The organism is uncultured Ruegeria sp. (genome assembly GCF_947489545.1).
In the GTDB taxonomy this organism is placed as follows: Bacteria; Pseudomonadota; Alphaproteobacteria; order Rhodobacterales; family Rhodobacteraceae; genus Ruegeria.
Genome location: NZ_CANLDZ010000006.1, coordinates 183909 through 202847, shown reverse-complemented (window position 1 = coordinate 202847; position 18939 = coordinate 183909). Strand labels below are relative to the sequence as shown.

Below are 18939 nucleotides of genomic sequence, written 5' to 3'. Positions count from 1 at the left end.
ATTACAGAACGCGACAGGAGTAAGCCATGGCCGGTCATTCCAAATGGGCCAACATTCAGCACCGCAAGGGGCGCCAGGACGCCGCGCGGTCCAAGCTGTTTTCCAAACTGTCGAAAGAGATCACCGTCGCTGCCAAGATGGGGGATCCCGATCCTGAGAAGAACCCGCGCCTGCGTCTGGCGGTAAAAGAAGCCAAGTCGAATTCTGTCCCCAAGGACGTGATCGACCGCGCGATCAAGAAATCGGTTGCAGGCGAAGGCGACGAATACGAAGAAATCCGGTACGAGGGGTATGGCCCCAACGGCGTGGCGGTGATTGTCGAAACGATGACGGACAATCGCAACCGAACCGCGTCAACGGTCCGGTCAACCTTCTCGAAAAATGGTGGCAATCTGGGCGAAACCGGATCTGTCGGGTTCATGTTCGAACGCAAGGGTGAGGTTGTCTATCCGTTGTCAGCGGGCGATGCCGACACGATTTTCGAGGCCGCAATAGAATCGGGTGCCGAAGATGTCGAAAGCTCGGACGATGGTCACATCATCTGGTGTGCAGACACCGACCTGAACGATGTATCGAGCGCGCTTGAGACAGCGCTGGGCGAAACGGAATCCACCAAACTGGTCTGGAAACCCACGACGACGACCGAACTGGGCTTAGAAGACATGCAGCGCCTGATGAAGCTGGTTGATGCTTTGGAGGATGATGACGACGTTCAGCGCGTCACCACCAACTTTGAGGCCACGGATGAAGTCATGGCGCAGCTCTGACTGGGTCAGTTTTGGTATGATACGAAACCCGGCTTGAAAGGTTGGCTTTTTGCAAATGTTTTTGTTGGATGATTGGCCGGGGCCGCAGAACCCTTTAGGCTGACGTGCAGCACCTAACGGAGGAGAGGGGCACGCAGATATAGGCTCTGTTGTGCCGGATCTTGAGTTCATACCGATGGTAGAAGTCCCCTCGAACCTTGCAAAGCGGAATGTTCCGGTTCTAACCGGTCAAAGTATTCTCTCCCAGGTCGCATGGACCTTGGGCAGCCCTTCGGTCGTGCTGCCGTTTCTTGCTGTGTCGTTTGAACTGCCAATGTTCATCGCCGGGGCTTTGGTGTCTGTGCGGATGGTTGGGAGTATGATTGCCGACATCTTTCTGGCTCAGATGCTGGCTGCAAAACAGCAAAAGAAGCGTGGAATTGCGCTGACCGAATTCGCGGTTGGCGTGTGCCTGATTCTGGCAATCGCTGTTGCGGCCACCGGCGTGGTGCCTTTGATTGCGGTGGCGTTTGTATCGGTGTTTTTTCTGATTGGTCTGTTTGACGAGATTCAGGGCCTGATGTATGCAGATCTGCTTGGCGATCACGTGCAGTCGAAATCCCGGATGATCATGCGCTACGTTCAACTGGGGGTTGGCGGTCTGGGGGCCATCGGGCTTGCCTTGTTGGTCCACGAGATAACCAAGGGAAACCCGCCATTTTCCCGGCACTCCACCATGATCGCCGTCTCATTCGGATTTTTTCTGTTGTCCGGATTATCCATTCTGGCGATGTTTGAAATTGGGCAGCGTGATCAGCAAGTTCAGGCCTCAAAACCGTCACCGAAACTTTCCCTTGCTGCAAACATCAAAGGCATCCTGGACATGTTCGATCACGCATGGTTCAGGCGGTATATGGTTATGCGTATACCTCTGGTCTTTGTTTCTCTGTCGGTGCCCTTCTTTGCTCTGATCGCTGCCGAAGCCCATCATGCGTCAACCCGGGGCCTGACGGCGCTCATCGTATCCTCGGCGTCCGGATATCTTGTTGCCGCACCATTGTGGCAACTTGTGAACATGAAGTCTCATCGTGCGGTCATGGTGACCGGAACGCTCATGGTGGCAATCACGGGTGTGGTACTACTGACTTTCCACTATTTGCACATCGACCATGATGTACACTTGCATGCGGCTGCCTTGTTTGTTGTCACCGTCGCCTCGACAGGCGTTAGCAGTGCCCGCAAATTGTATTTTCTGGATGTCGCACCCAAAGCTCAGCGTGTTCAGGGGGCAGCTGCAGTTAAAAGCATCGCCCGTGTGACTGCTGTAGTTATCTCGGCCACATTGGCAGGGATAGCGCATTTACACGAAGTTGCGCTGGCGATCGACATTATCATCTTGGCCAGTTTGGTGGCCAGCGTTGCGTGTTATCGCATTGTTGTTCCCCCAGCCAAGGAACCGGCGCATTCCTAACGGTGCCGCTCGGCTTTGACCGGAGATAGCAATACCTTCGCGGCGGCCTTCTGAACCGCACTGGTGAGTGGCATGAGGGCAGGGGCAAGAATGCGGCCAACCTGCCAGGTCAACGTAACGTCCAAATGTGCATCCGGGATGATCGAGCGTAGTTGCCCGTCTTTGATCGGCGCGCGCACCAGCTCTTGAGGGTTCATCCCCCATCCCAGCCCGGCAATTGCGGCTTCGACAAAAGCGTGTGAAGAAGGCATGAAATGTGTCGGAGGCGAGAGGCGGCTGCCTGTCTGGGCCTCCATCCACGCATTTTGAAGGCCGTCTTTCCGGTTGAATGTCAGGCTCGGCGCCAGATCCAGCGTTTTGGCAGTGACGCCGTTTTTGAACCACGTGCTGATAAAATCGGGACTAGCCGTGGGCAGGTATCGCATGGCTCCAAGCGCCACGGCATCACAACCGGAGACAGGCTGACCGCCGACAGTGACTGCCGCGCTCACTTCACCTCGCCGCAACCAATCTGCCGAGTAGTCCTGATCATCGACAATCAGATCAAACATCATGTCCTGGGTCTGGGCCATCGCATCAACGAACCAGGTCGCAAGGCTATCAGCTGGCACCGCAATCCGTACCTGACCGGGTCCCGCGCCCTGTTCCAGGGCCAGCTCACGCGACAATTGCGCCTCAAGCAGGCCAATATCTTCTGCGTATTGGGCAATGCGCAACCCCGCCGGGGTTCCGGTGCAGGGGGATCCCCGATTGATCAACGATGCGCCCACGCGATCTTCCAGCGCTTTGATCCGCTGGGATACCGCCGACGGGGTTACAGCCAGTTGAGACGCTGCTGCGTCAAAACTGCCATAGCGCAAAATGGCGGACAGCGCGGAAAGATGATGAGGATCGAGCAGCATTAGTGCAACTTAATTCAGGTAAGCATCTTTAATTTGATAGATCGTCGGCTGGGCTTTAGTCAAATATCTTGAACACAGGAGGTTTTATGTCCCCATCTCTGATTGCTGGTTTTGCCCTTGGCTTTAGCCTGATCCTTGCAATTGGTGCACAAAATGCATTTGTCCTGCGACAGGGGCTTAGACGCGAGCATGTGTTTGTTCTGTGTCTGACCTGTGCCGTGTCTGATGCAATTCTGATCGGTGCCGGAGTGGCTGGGTTTGGCACTTTGGCGCGGGCCGTGCCATGGTTCGAAACCGTGATGCGCTATGGTGGGGCAACGTTTTTGCTATGGTACGGATTGCGCAGTTTTTGGTCTGCGTGGCAGGGCGGGTCGGCATTGGAGGTCGGTGAAGGCCATCGCACCAGCCTACGCACGGTGTTGCTGACAGTCCTGGCGTTCACATGGCTGAATCCACATGTGTATTTGGATACAGTTGTTCTGATTGGGTCGATTTCGGCGCAGTATGACGACCGGCTTGGGTTTGCCATCGGTGCGATGTCATCCAGTTTTGTTTTCTTCTTTTCTTTGGGCTACGGGGCCGGTGTTTTGTCGCCCGTTTTCGCGCGCCCTCGCGCCTGGCAGGTTCTGGATGTCGTGATCGGTGTTGTCATGCTGGGTATCGCTTTGAAACTTGTTATCATGTGAAGGGTTGTCCCCGGCCAGCTTTCCGTGTTCAACCAGGGCCATGACAACAGCTGTCGCCTCATCTCGTCCGATCGCGGGCATGTTCTGGATGTTCGCCGCCGGCATTTCATTTGTTGTCATGACGGCGCTTGTGAAATCCTTGGGCACGACGATGGACCCCATTCAGGCGGCTTTTCTGCGCTATGTTCTGGGGTTGGTTTTCGTGTTGCCCGCGCTGCGCTTGATCCTAAAAACGCACCTGACGACCCGACATCTGACCTTGTTTGGGCTGCGCGGTGTTATCCATGCAGCGGCCGTCATGTTGTGGTTCTTCTCCATGACCCAAATCCCATTGGCCGAGGTTACGGCGATGAACTACATGACGCCCGTCTATGTCACCCTCGGCGCGGCGCTGTTTTTGGGCGAGAAACTTGCCATTCGCCGCATTGCCGCGATTGTGGTCGCGTTGGTTGGGGTTCTGATCATCCTGCGCCCGGGATTCCGAGAGGTTTCCGCAGGCCACCTTGCCATGCTAGGAACTGCACTGACCTTGGGCGGATCATATCTGTTGGCCAAGCTACTGGTGCGTGACATCCCACCTTCAGTCGTTGTGGCACATCTGTCGATCTGGGTGACTATCGCGCTGATTCCCTTTGCCATCGCCGTTTGGAGCACGCCCAGCCTGCGCGATCTGGGCGTGCTGTTCTTGGTCGCGAGCTTTGCAACAGCCGGTCACTACTTCATGACGCTTGCCTTACAAGCGGCCCCGGTGGCCGTCACGCAACCCGTTACGTTTCTTCAGCTTATCTGGGCAACGGCGCTTGGCGCTGCAGTGTTTCACGAAAGCGTCGATGTCTGGGTGATTTCCGGTGGAACACTGATCCTTGCTGCAGTCAGTTTTATTTCCTGGCGCGAGGCGGTGCTCAACCGTCGAGACTTGACGCCCCCAAGTATTGCGCCAAAGCTATAGTGTGGCATAGGTCCGTCCGTTATTGATTGACGAGTCAATAAAAACCGCATAGCGTTCGCTCCCATAGCGCGTGTTCAGGGGGTAGCGATGCCAAAAGTCGGAATGGAGCCAATTCGCCGTGATGCGATCGTCCGTGCGACGATCGCTGAGCTGGGCGTCAAAAAGTCCCTCGATGTAACTGTCAGCCAGATTGCCAAACGCGCCGGTATGTCAAGCGCGCTGGCACATCACTACTTCGGCGGCAAGGATCAGATATTTCTGGCGGCGATGCGACAGATCCTCGCCGATTTTGCCAACGAGGCCCGCAGCGAACTTAAAGGGGCCGCGCCGGATCAGAGGGCCCAAGCCATAATCCGGGCCTGTTTTGCGCCGTCCTGTTTTACCCCTGATGCGATTGCAGCCTGGATGACCTTCTATGTGCTGGCACAGACCAATAAGGACGCATTGCGGCTGTGGCAGATTTATCAGGCGCGCATCCGATCCAATCTGATCTACGCGTTGCGCCCCCTTCTGGAAGATCCCGTCGAAGCGGCCGAGAACATGATCGCGCTTATTGATGGTTTGTACATTCGCGCTGCCCTTAGCGCTCCGGAAGAGCCGCAACTGGCGGTAAACCACGCGCTGCGTGTCCTCAATACTCTGCTCGAGGCTGAAAAATGACAAAGCCAAACATTCTGATCCTGATGGTGGATCAGTTGAACGGAACCCTCTTTCCCGACGGTCCCGCCGACTGGCTGCATGCGCCGAACTTGAAGAAGCTGGCGGAGCGATCGACCCGGTTTGCCAATGCTTACACCGCGTCGCCGCTATGTGCACCGGGGCGGGCCAGTTTCATGTCAGGTCAGATGCCCTCGCGCACGGGAGTTTATGACAATGCGGCCGAGTTCCGCAGTGATATTCCAACCTATGCCCATCATCTGCGCCGTGCAGGTTACTACACCTGCCTGTCGGGCAAGATGCACTTTGTTGGGCCGGACCAGATGCATGGTTTCGAAGATCGACTGACGACCGATATCTACCCGGCCGATTTCGGTTGGACCCCGGACTATCGCAAACCGGGCGAGCGGATCGATTGGTGGTATCACAATATGGGCTCGGTAACCGGTGCGGGCGTCGCCGAAATCTCGAACCAAATGGAATATGATGACGAGGTTGCCTACAACGCCACGGCCAAGCTTTATGATCTGGCACGAGGCAAGGACGACCGACCCTGGTGCCTCACCGTCAGCTTCACGCATCCGCATGACCCTTATGTGGCGCGGCGGAAATACTGGGACCTATACGAAGACTGTGAGCATCTTTTGCCCGAGATTGCGGATCTTGGCTATGATAATCAGGATGCACATTCGCGGCGGATTTTCGACGCCAATGATTGGCGGAGCTTTGACATCACCGAGGAGGATATCCGTAAATCCCGGCGCGCTTACTTCGCCAATATTTCCTATCTCGATGATAAGATCGGTGAGATCCTGGACGTGTTGGAAACCACCCGGCAAGACGCAACCATTCTATTCGTTTCCGATCACGGCGACATGCTGGGCGAGCGTGGCCTGTGGTTCAAAATGACCTTCTATGAAGGCTCAGCAAGGGTGCCGCTGATGATCTCGGCGCCGGAACTGCCAACGGGCCGGATCGACACTCCGGTATCGACTATCGATGTCACCCCGACGTTGGGTTCACTCGCCGGTGTCGACATGGAAGAAATCTCGCCTTGGACGGATGGCCAGGATCTTGTGCCCTTGGCAAAGGGGACCGAACGCACCGCTCCGGTCGCCATGGAGTACGCGGCCGAGGCGTCGTATGCCCCCTTGGTGTCCTTGCGTTACGGTAAGTGGAAGTACAACCGGTGCGATTTGGACCCTGATCAACTGTTCGATTTGGACGCAGATCCAAACGAATTGATAAATCTGGCTGACAATCCGGAACATTCGGGCACATTGGCCACCCTGCGCGCGAAATCCGAAACCAGATGGGATCTGGAGCGGTTCGACGCAGACGTTCGTGCCAGCCAGGCTCGTCGCTGGGTCGTGTACGAGGCGCTGCGGCAGGGCGGCTATTACCCGTGGGACTACCAACCACTGCGGAAAGCATCAGAACGTTACATGCGCAATCACATGGATCTGAATATCGTCGAGGAAAACGCCCGCTTCCCGCGCGGAGAATAACCTCTTCATCTTTTCAAAAATACTCCCGCCGAAGGCGCTGCAACATGTTTCGGCGGAGCAAGGAGTCGTAAGTATGGAAGCAGATTTCGTCATCGTGGGCGCCGGGTCCGCGGGTTGCGCGATGGCCTATCGCCTCAGCGAGGCGGGCGCGTCGGTTTTGGTTATCGAACATGGGGGCTCTGATGTCGGGCCGTTCATTCAGATGCCCGCAGCGCTGAGCTATCCGATGAACATGTCGCGCTATGACTGGGGCTACGAATCCGAACCGGAACCGCACCTGAACAACCGTCGGCTGGCGTGCCCACGGGGAAAGGTGATTGGCGGGTCATCCTCGATCAACGGGATGGTCTATGTGCGCGGCCATGCGCGGGATTTCGACACATGGGCGGACATGGGGGCTGACGGATGGTCTTATGCTGACGTCTTGCCCTATTTCAAACGAATGGAGACATGGCACGACGGTGGCCATGGGGGCGACCCAACATGGCGCGGAACTGATGGCCCACTGCATGTGTCACGCGGCCCCCGACAAAATCCTTTGTTTCAAGCTTTTGTCGATGCTGGGCAACAGGCGGGATACGAAGTCACCGGTGACTACAACGGTGAAAAGCAGGAGGGCTTTGGCCCGATGGAGCAGACCGTCTGGAAAGGTCGGCGCTGGTCTGCGGCAAACGCCTATCTGAAACCGGCGCTCAAGCGCGAGAATTGCGATATCGTGCGCGGGCTGGCCACGCGCGTGATCCTGGACGACGGGCGCGCAACCGGGGTTGAGCTGGTCCGTGGGGGCAGAACGGAAGTCATCCGTGCCCGCCGCGAAGTGGTGCTTGCGTCATCTTCGATTAACTCACCCAAGCTGTTGATGCTGTCCGGGATCGGCCCAGGTGCGCACTTGGCCGAACACGGGATTAACGTTGTTGCGGATCGCCCGGGTGTTGGCGCCAACCTTCAGGACCATTTGGAGCTTTACATCCAGCAGGCCTCGCTACAGCCGATCACGCTCTATAAGCATTGGAACCTGTTCAGCAAAGGCCTGATCGGGGCCCAATGGCTGTTCACCAAGACCGGTCTTGGCGCGTCGAACCAGTTCGAGAGCGCAGCATTCATCCGGTCGAAGCCGGGCGTAGAGTATCCCGATATACAGTACCATTTTCTACCTATCGCGGTTCGATACGATGGCCAGGTTGCGGCCGAAGGGCATGGGTTCCAGGCCCATGTCGGCCCGATGCGTTCGCCTTCGCGGGGGGCGGTCACGCTGCGCTCGGCCCAGCCCGAGGACGCACCAGTGATCCGGTTCAACTACATGAGCCAAGAAGAAGATTGGGAAGACTTCCGCAACTGTATTCGCCTGACCCGTGAGATCTTTGGGCAGGAAGCTTTCAAGCCCTATGCGGGAAAAGAAATTCAACCAGGCGCTGACGTACAGACGGATAAAGAGCTAAACGAGTTTATCGCTGAACATGCTGAAAGCGCTTATCATCCTTGCGGCACCTGTCGCATGGGGCGAGCGGACGACAAAAACACGGTTGTTGATCCGCAAGGTCGTGTCGTTGGCGTGGAAGGTCTGCGGGTCGCGGACAGTTCGATTTTCCCTCAGATCACCAATGGTAACCTGAACGCACCGTCCATCATGGTTGGTGAGAAAATGTCCGATTCCCTGTTGGGTAAGGGCCCTTTGCCTAAGTCAAATGATCGCCCGTGGATCCATCCAGGATGGGCGGCCGCACAGCGTTAACCTTGGTGAACAACCCCCGTTGAATATGCCTGAGTCTGGGCGCATATCGAGGGAATGTTAAGGTTTTGTTTGGCTTTTGTTTTGTTCGCCCCGTCTCTAGATATCGCGGCTGATCTGGTCGAAGGGCCAGTGAATGTTATCGATGCCGACACCTGGGATGTGGGCGGTGTTCGAGCACGATTGCATGGCATAGATGCACCGGAGCTGGGTCAGAACTGCGAAAAGAACGACGGCACAGCCTGGGCCTGTGGAAATTGGGCGACCCAAGAAGTGCGTCGGCGGTTTCATGGAAAATCTGCGCAGTGCACTCGACTGGATCGGGATCGATACGGCCGAGTGATCGCGCGTTGCCGGGTCATTGGACAGGACGCCGGGCGTGACATGGTGCGCCGTGGGGTGGCTTTTGCTTATCGTAAGTACTCGACCGATTATGTAGCGGAAGAAGCTCATGCGGCGTCCGAGCGGGCTGGATTGCACGGTGTGCATGTTCAGATGCCGTGGGTGTACCGGGCGTCTGGTGTTACGCAATCGTCCGGACCTTGCCGGATCAAGGGCAACATCTCATTTTCTGGCGCACGTATCTATCACGCGCAGGGACAAGAACACTATTCGAAAACACGGGTAAGTGCAGGTGGCAAAGAGCGATGGTTTTGTTCCGAGACCGAGGCCAAAGCCGCAGGATGGCGTAAGGCAAGTCGCTAAAAGTCACACAACTTGATCCGCGTCAAAGAGGTATGCTGCCATCAACTCTAGCTATGGATTGCAATGACAGATCAAGGAGCGAACAGGAATGTCTCACACCCCGCATGAACTGGCGGAAGAATTCCCCGACAAGACGGAACTTATGAGCCAGCTCAAGCAGTCGGACGCACATTTTGCCCGGCTGGCAGATGAGTATCACGAGGTCAATCGCGTCGTGCACAGGGCTGAAACACATGTCGAGCCGATGGAGGAGTTGGCGGAGATCGAGCTGCGCAAAAAGCGGGCCGCGCTCAAAGACGAAATTTGGACCATTTTGTCTAAGGTCTGAACAAAGAGGCGGGGCTCTGCCCCAGGCGCGGCAAGCCGCGCCTCCCCCGGGATACTTGTGGCCGGATGAAGATCAGGTGACCTCATAGGGAAGTGTCCCGCGAGTATGCGCGTCGATGGTCAGGCGACGTTCGAGCGGTGGAACCGAGCGCTGGTGACAGTTTTGCCGCTCACAGATACGGCAGGAAATGCCAATGGGTTCGAATGCGCTGGCCTTGTTGACGTCGAGGTTGTCAGCATAGACCAATGCTTGGGCGTGCCGCACCTCGCATCCCAGGGCGATGGCATATCGGCGCACAGGCGCACCGAAAGACCCGCCCGATTTCGACACGTCTCTTGCCAAAGAAATATAGCGCACCCCGTCCGGGGTTTCTGCAAGTTGCAGCAGGAAGTGGCCGGGTGTCTCGAACGCGCGATGTACGTTCCATAGTGGGCAAGCCCCACCAAAACGAGCAAATTGTAAGCGCGTCGCCGAGTGGCGTTTGGTGATGGTGCCTGCCTGATCAACCCGCACGAAAAAGAACGGAATGCCCTTGGCGCCGGGTCTTTGCAATGTGGACAGGCGGTGGGCCACTTGTTCTATCGACGCGCCGAACCGGTTGCTGAGCAATTCGAGATCGTGTCGGTCTTCCTGAGCTGCCGCCAGGAAGGCGGCATAGGGCATCAGGGACGCCCCTGCGAAGTAATTGGCCAAACCTATCTTGGCGATAGACCGTGCCTCTTCGCTTTGAAATTTGGCGAAGTCCAATGTTGCCTCGAGCAGTTTGTCTTGACTGATCAAAGCGACCTGAAGCAGCAGTTGAAACACCTGGGTTTGTGGAGCGGCGCGAGACGACAGGCGCAGGATCCTGCTTTCTGTATCGTAACTGCGCAAGGACGCGATGTCTGAAAAGATGACCTGTATCCCACGTTCGGACAGGCTGGTCAGTGCTGCCTGACGAACGCCACCCGGACCTTCGGCGCGATTTGCGAACAGTTCAGCAGCGCGGTCCACTGCGTCGATGTAATTGTCGCAATAGTGGAAGAAATCGCGCACCTCCTCCCACGGGCTGGCCTGAATACGTGCATCTTCCCGACCCAGTGCCTCGTCCAATGACGCAAGCCGTTCATGAGTCTGGCGATATGTTCGGTGCAATTCGATGAAGGCCCGCGCAAGTGCCGGAGCATTTGAGGCAGTCAAACGCAGATCTGCCAAGGGGGGAAGGACATCCGCAAATACCGGGTCCGCCAGCGCTTCGCGCATATCTGAGACCAGACGCTCGCTGTCACCTGTGCTGAGTTCAGTGACGTCCATTCCGAATTCCTGCGCCAAAGCCAAAACAACCGTGGTTGATATCGGCCGGTTGTTGTTCTCCATCTGGTTCAGGTAAGGCAGTGAGACGCCAAGTTTTGCCGCAAACTCGCGTTGCGTCAGGGTCAGGCGCGTGCGCATTTCGCGCAGTTTCGCGCCAGCATAGAGTTTTTGGGTGCCCATGTGGTGCCTTTGCAACTTTTCTAAAGTTGAAAGCTAACTTTGCAAACCCTTAAGGGCAAGTAGTGTTACAACCCCAGCTGCCGTTCGCGCCAGACCACAACACTTATGGCTGCGATGGCCAGAACAGCCGTCGCGAGCATAAGCCACAACAAGGGCATTGCTCCGGTCTCTTTTGTCAAAACTGCACCGGCGAGTGCGCTCAGCCCCGCACCGCCACCCAGCATGATTGCGCCACTCAGGCCTGAGGCTGTTGCCGCCAAATGCGGGCGCACCGACAATGCACCTGAGGTGGCATTTGGAATGGTCATTCCGTTGCCGACGCCCACGAATGTCATGAATCCGAAAAAGCTTAGCGCGGTTCCCATTCCGGCTAGGAAAAGAACAGCAGAAAGCGCCACGCCCAAAGCGTTGAGCCAGCACCCCCAAAGAACCATGCGATTCACGCCAAAGCGTACAGAGTATCGCCCGCTAAGGAAGTTACCGATAAAATAACCAACGGCCGGGGCGCCAAAATAAATGCCGACTTCGGCGGCGCTCATCCCGAACAGTTCGGTGCCAATGAAGGGGGCTCCGCCGAGATAGGCAAAAAATGCCCCTGACGAAAACGCCGATGACAGCGAATAACCCCAAAACCGCGGCGACGTCAGCAGTTCGGGATATTCCCGGAATTGCTGGAGCAACGTCTTGCCGCTTTTGGTCGAGGTTTCGCCGAAATCTGTGAATGTAAGGGCGAGAGTCAGGGCGCCGACCGCGAAGGGCAGCCAGAAGTTGGCCCTCCAGCCAAAACTTTCTTCAAGCAATCCTCCAATGGCAGGGCCGATCATCGGAACCACGGCCATTCCCATTGTGACATAGCCGATCATGGATGCGGCTTGGTCTTGATCGTAAAGGTCGCGAACAGCCGCACGGCTCAGGACCATCCCGACCACCACCACTGCCTGACACATTCGGAACGCCAGAAAAACTGCGGCGCTTGGCGCATAGATGCAGCCAAGGGTTGCAAGCAGAAATAAACTCAGCCCCCAAAGTAATACCGGTCTGCGCCCAGCTTTGTCGGCAATTGGGCCGATCAGAATTTGCAGAACAGCATTAACCAGCAGGTACAATGCAATGGACAGCTGCATGACCTTATAGTCGGTTTCGAAATGCAGAGCCATGTTGGGTAGGCTTGGCAGAAACAGATTCATGCTCAGGGCGGACAGCCCCGAGAGCAAGACAAGCGTTGTAATTGAGGGCGGTGTGCGGCGAACCGTGGACGAACTGAACTGCATTGTTCACATGTATAGTCACGGAATTTGGGATTGCCAGACGTCCACCCGTTTCAATTTGAAACTTAGCAAGTTTACACTTTGTCAGTTTCTGGTTGCCAAAACTTTGCAAATTTGCGGAAAACCACTTTGGCTGAGACATCGAAACATATACGGTCCGCTCAGATTTTACAGGGGATTATCGCCATGAAAGACATCCTTTCCGAGCTTGAAGACCGCCGCAACGAAGCCCGGCTGGGTGGCGGGCAAAGGCGGATCGATGCGCAGCATGCGCGCGGAAAATTGACTGCGCGCGAGCGTGTCGAATTGCTGCTGGACGAAGGCAGCTTTGAAGAGTTCGACATGTTCGTCAGCCACCGCTGTACTGATTTCGGAATGGAAAAACAAAAGCCTGCGGGCGATGGGGTTGTGACAGGTTGGGGCACGATCAACGGTCGCATGGTCTATGTGTTCAGTCAGGATTTCACAGTTTTCGGTGGATCACTGTCAGAAACCCACGCACAAAAGATTTGCAAGATCATGGATATGGCGGTGCAAAATGGCGCGCCAGTGATCGGTATTAACGACTCGGGCGGGGCGCGAATCCAGGAAGGTGTGGCGTCTTTGGCGGGCTACGCCGAAGTGTTCCAGCGCAATATCATGGCGTCCGGCGTAGTGCCGCAGATCAGCGTAATCATGGGCCCGTGTGCCGGTGGTGCAGTCTACAGCCCGGCGATGACAGACTTTATCTTCATGGTCAAAGACACGTCCTACATGTTTGTGACTGGCCCGGAGGTGGTGAAAACCGTCACGAATGAAGTGGTCACGGCCGAAGAGCTTGGAGGCGCATCGACCCACACCAAGAAATCCTCGGTCGCGGATGGCGCGTTTGAAAACGATGTTGAGGCGCTGGCAGAAGTGCGACGCCTTGTTGACTTCCTGCCGCTCAACAATCGCGAGAAACCGCCCGTTCGCCCGTTTTTTGACGAACCGGATCGGATCGAAAGCTCGCTAGACACGTTGATCCCTGATAACGCCAACACGCCTTACGACATGAAGGAACTGATCACCAAAGTGGCGGATGAGGGCGATTTCTACGAGATTCAGGAAGACTTCGCCAAGAATATCATCACTGGTTTCATCCGTTTGGAAGGCCAAACCGTTGGCGTTGTCGCCAATCAGCCGATGGTTCTGGCTGGCTGTCTTGACATTGACAGCTCACGCAAGGCCGCGCGGTTCGTGCGTTTCTGTGATTGCTTCGAAATCCCAATCCTGACTTTGGTCGATGTTCCCGGATTTCTGCCCGGCACCAGTCAGGAGTATGGCGGTGTTATCAAACACGGAGCCAAGCTGCTCTTTGCCTATGGTGAAGCGACGGTGCCTAAGGTGACAGTAATCACTCGCAAAGCATATGGTGGGGCTTACGACGTTATGGCGTCCAAACATCTGCGCGGCGATTTCAACTATGCTTGGCCCACGGCCGAGATCGCGGTGATGGGCGCCAAGGGCGCAACCGAGATCATTCATCGCGCCGACCTCAGTGATGCGGACAAGATTGCTCAGCATACGCAAGACTACGAGGACAGGTTCGCCAACCCATTTGTTGCGGCTGAGCGGGGATTTATCGATGAGGTGATCATGCCGCATTCGACTCGCCGCCGCGTCTCCAAGGCGTTTGCCAGCCTGCGTGGCAAACAGTTGAAGAACCCATGGAAAAAGCACGACAATATTCCGCTCTGATCTTTGAAAAGGTGTAGCGGAATGTTCAGAAAGTGCCTGAAAACAGCGCAAGTTTGACAAAAACCGCCAAATAGTTGAATGATCCGATCCATCAGACATAAAACCGCGCAGGCCAACAGCGCTGCGCGCGCGATCCCGGAAGGAGGAGCCTGCCGCTGGCGGGTCCGGGATTGCGCCATTGGTCTGATGCTTTTCTTTCATTGCGCTCCGGTTTTGGCTCAGACAGAAACACTGTTGCCGGTGCCATCGGGTCAGCCAGTTCATCTGAGCGACGTTCTTCTGGACAATAACCCCGGCGAGCTGTGGGTCCGGTTTCGTTTCATAGCACCAAAGATCGGGTCCTCAGTGGGTCGGATCGGCTACGATGTGGCCACCAAAGACATGGAGCACCTGTGCCAGACATTGGCCGTTCCTTACGTGGCGCAACATCAGTTAGAGCCGTTTCGCGTTGTTGTTTCGCTGTCCGACCGCCCAATTGATTTTGGCGATGCCGCTCCGGATGCGACACAGTTTTTCGAAGCCTACCGGCTGGAGCAGTCCCGGTGTATCTGGGAGGGACTCTGACCGTGAACCATTGCTTTCATGATCCCAGAGCGTCTCAGACCAACGGTGCGGCTTTGGAGGTGCACAACATGATCCCATCCTTTGGCGGATGCAAAATTTCCGACTTGGTAAACACTCTAGCGACTGAGGGGCCGACATGCTGAAACATCGCGGATTCCCTGGCCGTCTGACAGGCACGGACTTTCAGTTCACCATTCGTCGGGCCAACCCAAAAGGCGTCACTCCGCTGACCAAGCGCGAAAGGTTCCGTGATCGCAAACCCGCAGACAGGCGCGCGGATGCAGCTTTCATGGAGGCGCTGTGGGGGCATTTCGGAGATCAGCCTTTTGAACGTGGCAATCTGGATGCGGGTCGGATCAGTTGGCTGTTCGAACGCGAGGTTATTCCGGCAGAAGATCCGTTTGATCCTGCAAGCTATGAAGCTTTGCTGGTGATCGACCTGGATGTGGCCCGCGCATCTTTTCCCGACATCTTTGGTGAGACATCCTGATCATGGGTGCCGTGACGCCACATATTTCGGTTCCAACGGATGAAACATCGCTTCACGCGAGGTGGCGTCGAGGCGTGGCAGCACAAATGCGGCGACGCTCGACACTGTCAAGGCGCGGATTTCGCTGCGATGCAGCGCGATCTCCCGATCTTTGGAGCGCAAATCGTCGTCTGACCGTGTTCGGCACGAATTTGCGCGGTGTTTCGCCGAATGGGCAGAAACCAGCCGGAATCTTGACTGGAAACAATACTTTGCTTGCGGGCCTGATTGTGCCGTGCATTCTGATGCAGCCGTGTGGCTCTATTTTGCCTGCGCCGCACATGCACCTACTATTCCGTACCCCTTCCTTCCGCGGGCAGGCTTGTGGTTTCCACATCATCCTGCCCGCGTTTTTCTTTGCGCATGTTCCGGGCAAAAAGCGGCAGATTTCTGCGCAAAACACCGATCAACAGCATCGTTTATTGCCTGTGAGCTCCTGCTGCCCGCAACTGCACCCAAAGCAGTCAAAAACATCAGAAGGGCAGACAACATGCGAATCCCACAGATTTTCTTTGTATTGGCGACCTGTGCGGGCCTTGCGGCCTGCGGCGACACCACTGGCGAACAGGCGTTGCTTGGCGGAGGCGCCGGCGCGGTCGGGGCCGCCGTCCTTAGCGCCGACCCGCTTTTCGGCGCTGCGGTCGGTGCAGCGGGCAACGTGCTGTATTGCAAGACGCAGAACAACTGTAACTAAGACACCTTCTTTGGGGCCTGCAGCGTCCCAACACATATCGCGCAACACGCCGCTACGGGGTCAATGCCCTGTGGTGGCGTTTTTGCGTTTTCAGACCTTCAAGACAAAGGACGTACCATGTTCAACAAGATCCTGATCGCCAACCGAGGCGAGATCGCCTGCCGCGTTATCAAGACCGCGCGCAAAATGGGCATCGGCACGGTCGCCATCTATTCGGATGCGGATCGTCAGGCTCTGCATGTTGAGATGGCGGACGAGGCTGTGCATATCGGCCCGGCCCCGGCCAACCAATCCTACATCGTGATTGACAAGGTCATGGATGCGATCCGTCAAAGCGGTGCGCAGGCGGTCCACCCCGGCTATGGTTTCTTGTCGGAAAACGCCAAATTCGCCGAAGCGCTTGAGACTGAAGGTGTTGCCTTTGTCGGCCCTCCGAAAGGCGCAATCGAGGCGATGGGTGACAAGATCACATCAAAGAAGATCGCTCAGGAGGCAAATGTCTCAACAGTACCCGGGTATATGGGTCTGATCGAGGATGCGGATGCAGCGGTGAAGATTTCCAATGAAGTCGGTTATCCGGTGATGATCAAAGCCAGTGCCGGAGGTGGTGGCAAAGGCATGCGGATCGCCTGGAATGACGACGAGGCGCGTGAAGGGTTTCAGTCATCCAAGAATGAGGCAGCAAATTCTTTTGGCGACGACCGGATTTTCATCGAAAAATTCGTAACCCAACCACGCCACATCGAAATTCAGGTTCTGTGCGATAGCCATGGCAATGGTGTCTATCTGGGCGAGCGCGAATGTTCGATCCAGCGCCGGAATCAGAAAGTGGTGGAAGAGGCACCATCCCCTTTTCTGGATGAAGCGACCCGTCGCGCCATGGGCGAGCAATCGGTCGCCCTGGCCAAGGCGGTGGGCTATGCCAGTGCAGGTACGGTCGAGTTCATCGTCGATGGTGACAAGAACTTCTATTTCCTCGAAATGAACACCCGTCTGCAGGTGGAACACCCGGTGACCGAGCTGATCACCGGTGTCGATCTGGTCGAACAGATGATCCGCGTCGCTGCTGGTGAGCCTTTGTCGATCACACAGGATGATATCACCCTGACGGGCTGGGCCATCGAAAACCGCCTGTATGCCGAAGATCCGTATCGTGGCTTCCTGCCATCAATCGGTCGTCTGACCCGTTATCGCCCGCCGCAGGAAACTGCCGCTGGGCCGATGTTGATCAATGGTAAGTGGCAGGGGGATGCACCGGCGGGCGCTACCGCTGTTCGCAATGACACTGGCGTCTATGAAGGCGGCGAGATCAGCATGTACTACGACCCGATGATTGCCAAACTGTGTACCTGGGCGCCGACCCGGGATCAGGCCATCGAATCCATGCGCGTGGCGCTGGACAGTTTCGAAGTCGAAGGTATCGGGCATAACCTGCCGTTCCTGTCGGCTGTTATGGATCATCCCATTTTCATCAGTGGCGACATGACAACCGCTTTCATCGCCGAGGAGTACCCCGATGGGTTCGAGGGCGTCGAACTTCCCGAAACGGACCTGCGCCGAATTGCAGCCTCCTGCGCAGCGATGCATCGCGTCGCAGAAATTCGACGTGCCCGCGTCTCCGGTCGAATGGACAACCACGAGCGCAAGGTTGGCACTGACTGGGTCGTCACGTTGCAAGATCAGGAATTCGAGGTCGCTATCGAGGCTGACCAAGACGGCTCCACAGTGACATTCTTGGATGGTGGCGTGCTACGAGTTGCATCAGATTGGACGCCAGGGAACCAGTTGGCGGTTCTGGACGTCGACGGCAGCCCGCTAATTCTGAAGGTTGGCAAAGTATCCGGTGGCTTTCGCATTCGCAATCGTGGCGCTGATCTTAAGGTGCATGTACGCACCCCACGTCAGGCAGAGCTTGCCCGCATGATGCCAGAGAAACTACCGCCCGATACGTCAAAAATGCTGCTTTGCCCGATGCCCGGCCTGATCGTTAAGATCAACGTCGAGGTCGGCGCGGAGATTCAGGAAGGTCAGGCATTGTGCACCGTCGAGGCGATGAAGATGGAAAACATACTGCGTGCTGAAAAGAAAGGCGTTGTGACCAAGATCAACGCAGGCCCGGGTGACAGCCTGGCTGTTGATGATGTGATCATGGAGTTCGAATAGTCGGCTGATGACCGAGTTTCTCACAAATAACTGGCTTTTGTTGGCAGTGGGCGCCTGCGCCGTCCTCGTGATTGCTTTCTGGCTGTCCGAGGATGCCCATGTGGCGCGCCGCGTATTTGTGCAATTCATTCTGAATATCGCCCTTCCGCTGTTGGTCATTTTCGGCACCGGGCTGGCGATTATGGCCGTGCGCACGGATTTTGATGAACGTATCTGGGCGGCAATTATTGCAGGCTTTGTGATCACGACAGGTTGGTTAACAACAGCGATTTTCGGCGAACTCGGGAAATCCCGAGATAAGGCCGAAAAGCTGCGGGACTACCACAAAGCGCTCTACGCTGAGATTGGTAACACGCTACAGGTGCTGTGGGATCGCGGTAAGGCTGAAGACGAGGCCGAGGCGATGGTCGAACGGATGACCGCAGACCCGGATTTCATTCCATTGATCCCGCGCGAGCATCACGATTTTGTCTATGATTCTCTTGTTGATGAAATCGAGGTCCTGCCTCGCATCACGATTGATGCGGTGGTCGCCTATTACAGTCTGATCAAATCAATATCGGCGCAGGCCGAAGATATGCGTGGCGATGTATTTCGCAGCTCTGATATGGCGCAGGAACGGCGCATCCTGATGTATTGCGACTATTTTGAAACACGAAAAAGCGCCTTTGCCATGGGGCAATTCGCGCTTCGCCTGATCAAGGAATATGCGGATAAAGGTCAGCCAGCCGCTGAAAGGCTGGCCAAAAAGCTTAGTAACCCGGCCGCGGTCCAGTCCGACCTGTCACAGGGATCGGAGTAAACGGAATGTTAGGATCTTTCTCCATTCAGTTGCCCTTTCCTTGTTT

18 protein-coding genes are annotated in these 18939 nt (G+C 56.2%); 15 read left to right on the top strand and 3 right to left on the bottom strand.

The features are described 5' to 3' along the window. Positions 1-26 precede the first annotated feature (26 nt). A complete protein-coding gene (locus tag Q1B13_RS11145; RefSeq protein ID WP_299079640.1) occupies positions 27-767 on the top strand; it encodes a YebC/PmpR family DNA-binding transcriptional regulator in 741 nt (246 codons plus the stop codon). 175 nt (positions 768-942) lie between these two features. Continuing rightward, positions 943-2217, top strand: a complete 1275-nt coding sequence (locus Q1B13_RS11140) for a permease (RefSeq protein WP_298933342.1) — start codon at positions 943-945, stop codon at positions 2215-2217. Here the strand turns inward: Q1B13_RS11140 and Q1B13_RS11135 are convergent. Continuing rightward, positions 2214-3119: a LysR family transcriptional regulator ArgP gene (locus tag Q1B13_RS11135; RefSeq protein WP_298933340.1), complete on the bottom strand. Its 906-nt coding sequence runs from the start codon at positions 3117-3119 to the stop codon at positions 2214-2216. The two genes, Q1B13_RS11140 and Q1B13_RS11135, sit on opposite strands and share 4 nt — an antisense overlap. A gap of 86 nt (positions 3120-3205) precedes the next feature. On the opposite strand from Q1B13_RS11135, the gene Q1B13_RS11130 reads away from it, so the two are divergent. The 7 genes from Q1B13_RS11130 (at position 3206) to Q1B13_RS11100 (ending at position 9681) form a co-directional block, all read left to right on the top strand. Further along, on the top strand, positions 3206-3805 hold the full coding sequence (locus Q1B13_RS11130; RefSeq protein ID WP_299079643.1) for a LysE/ArgO family amino acid transporter: 600 nt from the start codon (positions 3206-3208) through the stop codon (positions 3803-3805). Between the two features lie 40 nt (positions 3806-3845). Further along, positions 3846-4754, top strand: coding sequence for a DMT family transporter (locus Q1B13_RS11125; protein WP_299079645.1), 909 nt, complete (start codon positions 3846-3848; stop codon positions 4752-4754). An 87-nt stretch (positions 4755-4841) separates the two neighbouring features. After that, positions 4842-5414 (top strand): transcriptional regulator BetI, encoded by a 573-nt coding sequence (betI, locus tag Q1B13_RS11120; RefSeq protein WP_299079648.1) that lies wholly within the window; start codon positions 4842-4844, stop codon positions 5412-5414. Beyond that, positions 5411-6919 carry a choline-sulfatase gene (betC, locus tag Q1B13_RS11115; RefSeq protein WP_299079651.1) on the top strand — a complete coding sequence of 503 codons (1509 nt, stop codon included), beginning with the start codon at positions 5411-5413 and terminating at the stop codon, positions 6917-6919. The genes betI and betC overlap by 4 nt, the downstream gene beginning before the upstream one ends. 73 nt (positions 6920-6992) lie before the next feature. Next, positions 6993-8651: a choline dehydrogenase gene (gene betA, locus Q1B13_RS11110; RefSeq protein ID WP_299079654.1), complete on the top strand. Its 1659-nt coding sequence runs from the start codon at positions 6993-6995 to the stop codon at positions 8649-8651. A 54-nt stretch (positions 8652-8705) separates the two neighbouring features. Beyond that, complete coding sequence (locus Q1B13_RS11105; RefSeq protein WP_299079657.1) at positions 8706-9353, top strand: thermonuclease family protein; 648 nt, start codon at positions 8706-8708, stop codon at positions 9351-9353. Positions 9354-9441: 88 nt separating this feature from the next. Next, positions 9442-9681: a DUF465 domain-containing protein gene (locus Q1B13_RS11100; protein ID WP_298933327.1), complete on the top strand. Its 240-nt coding sequence runs from the start codon at positions 9442-9444 to the stop codon at positions 9679-9681. Between the two features lie 72 nt (positions 9682-9753). On the opposite strand, the gene Q1B13_RS11095 is transcribed toward Q1B13_RS11100, so the two are convergent. After that, complete coding sequence (locus tag Q1B13_RS11095) at positions 9754-11154, bottom strand: short-chain fatty acyl-CoA regulator family protein (RefSeq protein ID WP_299079660.1); 1401 nt, start codon at positions 11152-11154, stop codon at positions 9754-9756. A 65-nt stretch (positions 11155-11219) separates the two neighbouring features. Continuing rightward, on the bottom strand, positions 11220-12425 hold the full coding sequence (locus Q1B13_RS11090) for a multidrug effflux MFS transporter (protein ID WP_299079663.1): 1206 nt from the start codon (positions 12423-12425) through the stop codon (positions 11220-11222). Between the two features lie 183 nt (positions 12426-12608). Between Q1B13_RS11090 and Q1B13_RS11085 the strand changes: the two genes are divergently transcribed. The 6 genes from Q1B13_RS11085 (at position 12609) to Q1B13_RS11060 (ending at position 18893) form a co-directional block, all read left to right on the top strand. Further along, a complete protein-coding gene (locus Q1B13_RS11085; protein ID WP_298933322.1) occupies positions 12609-14141 on the top strand; it encodes an acyl-CoA carboxylase subunit beta in 1533 nt (510 codons plus the stop codon). Positions 14142-14219: 78 nt separating this feature from the next. Then, complete coding sequence (locus Q1B13_RS11080) at positions 14220-14705, top strand: DUF6497 family protein (RefSeq protein WP_298933321.1); 486 nt, start codon at positions 14220-14222, stop codon at positions 14703-14705. Positions 14706-14841: 136 nt separating this feature from the next. After that, complete coding sequence (locus Q1B13_RS11075) at positions 14842-15195, top strand: hypothetical protein (protein ID WP_298933319.1); 354 nt, start codon at positions 14842-14844, stop codon at positions 15193-15195. Between the two features lie 529 nt (positions 15196-15724). Next, positions 15725-15928 (top strand): hypothetical protein, encoded by a 204-nt coding sequence (locus Q1B13_RS11070; RefSeq protein ID WP_298933317.1) that lies wholly within the window; start codon positions 15725-15727, stop codon positions 15926-15928. Between the two features lie 117 nt (positions 15929-16045). Then, the gene (locus Q1B13_RS11065; RefSeq protein ID WP_299079666.1) at positions 16046-18091 is read left to right on the top strand and encodes an acetyl/propionyl/methylcrotonyl-CoA carboxylase subunit alpha; all 2046 of its coding nucleotides are present in this window, start codon (positions 16046-16048) and stop codon (positions 18089-18091) included. 7 nt (positions 18092-18098) lie between these two features. Then, entirely contained in the window at positions 18099-18893 is a 795-nt protein-coding gene (locus tag Q1B13_RS11060) for a hypothetical protein (protein ID WP_299079668.1), read from the top strand. The last annotated feature ends 46 nt before the right edge of the window (positions 18894-18939 follow it).

Coding starts and splice junctions, on each gene's coding strand:
- betA (WP_299079654.1), top strand. CDS start 6,993: ATGGAAGCAGATTTCGTCATCGTGGGCGCCGGGTCCGCGGGTTGCGCG.
- Q1B13_RS11130 (WP_299079643.1), top strand. CDS start 3,206: ATGTCCCCATCTCTGATTGCTGGTTTTGCCCTTGGCTTTAGCCTGATC.
- Q1B13_RS11100 (WP_298933327.1), top strand. CDS start 9,442: ATGTCTCACACCCCGCATGAACTGGCGGAAGAATTCCCCGACAAGACG.
- Q1B13_RS11125 (WP_299079645.1), top strand. CDS start 3,846: ATGACAACAGCTGTCGCCTCATCTCGTCCGATCGCGGGCATGTTCTGG.
- Q1B13_RS11070 (WP_298933317.1), top strand. CDS start 15,725: ATGCGAATCCCACAGATTTTCTTTGTATTGGCGACCTGTGCGGGCCTT.
- Q1B13_RS11090 (WP_299079663.1), bottom strand. CDS start 12,425: ATGCAGTTCAGTTCGTCCACGGTTCGCCGCACACCGCCCTCAATTACA.
- Q1B13_RS11095 (WP_299079660.1), bottom strand. CDS start 11,154: ATGGGCACCCAAAAACTCTATGCTGGCGCGAAACTGCGCGAAATGCGC.
- Q1B13_RS11060 (WP_299079668.1), top strand. CDS start 18,099: ATGACCGAGTTTCTCACAAATAACTGGCTTTTGTTGGCAGTGGGCGCC.
- betC (WP_299079651.1), top strand. CDS start 5,411: ATGACAAAGCCAAACATTCTGATCCTGATGGTGGATCAGTTGAACGGA.
- Q1B13_RS11085 (WP_298933322.1), top strand. CDS start 12,609: ATGAAAGACATCCTTTCCGAGCTTGAAGACCGCCGCAACGAAGCCCGG.
- Q1B13_RS11080 (WP_298933321.1), top strand. CDS start 14,220: ATGATCCGATCCATCAGACATAAAACCGCGCAGGCCAACAGCGCTGCG.
- Q1B13_RS11140 (WP_298933342.1), top strand. CDS start 943: ATGGTAGAAGTCCCCTCGAACCTTGCAAAGCGGAATGTTCCGGTTCTA.
- Q1B13_RS11065 (WP_299079666.1), top strand. CDS start 16,046: ATGTTCAACAAGATCCTGATCGCCAACCGAGGCGAGATCGCCTGCCGC.
- Q1B13_RS11105 (WP_299079657.1), top strand. CDS start 8,706: ATGTTAAGGTTTTGTTTGGCTTTTGTTTTGTTCGCCCCGTCTCTAGAT.
- Q1B13_RS11075 (WP_298933319.1), top strand. CDS start 14,842: ATGCTGAAACATCGCGGATTCCCTGGCCGTCTGACAGGCACGGACTTT.
- Q1B13_RS11145 (WP_299079640.1), top strand. CDS start 27: ATGGCCGGTCATTCCAAATGGGCCAACATTCAGCACCGCAAGGGGCGC.
- betI (WP_299079648.1), top strand. CDS start 4,842: ATGCCAAAAGTCGGAATGGAGCCAATTCGCCGTGATGCGATCGTCCGT.
- Q1B13_RS11135 (WP_298933340.1), bottom strand. CDS start 3,119: ATGCTGCTCGATCCTCATCATCTTTCCGCGCTGTCCGCCATTTTGCGC.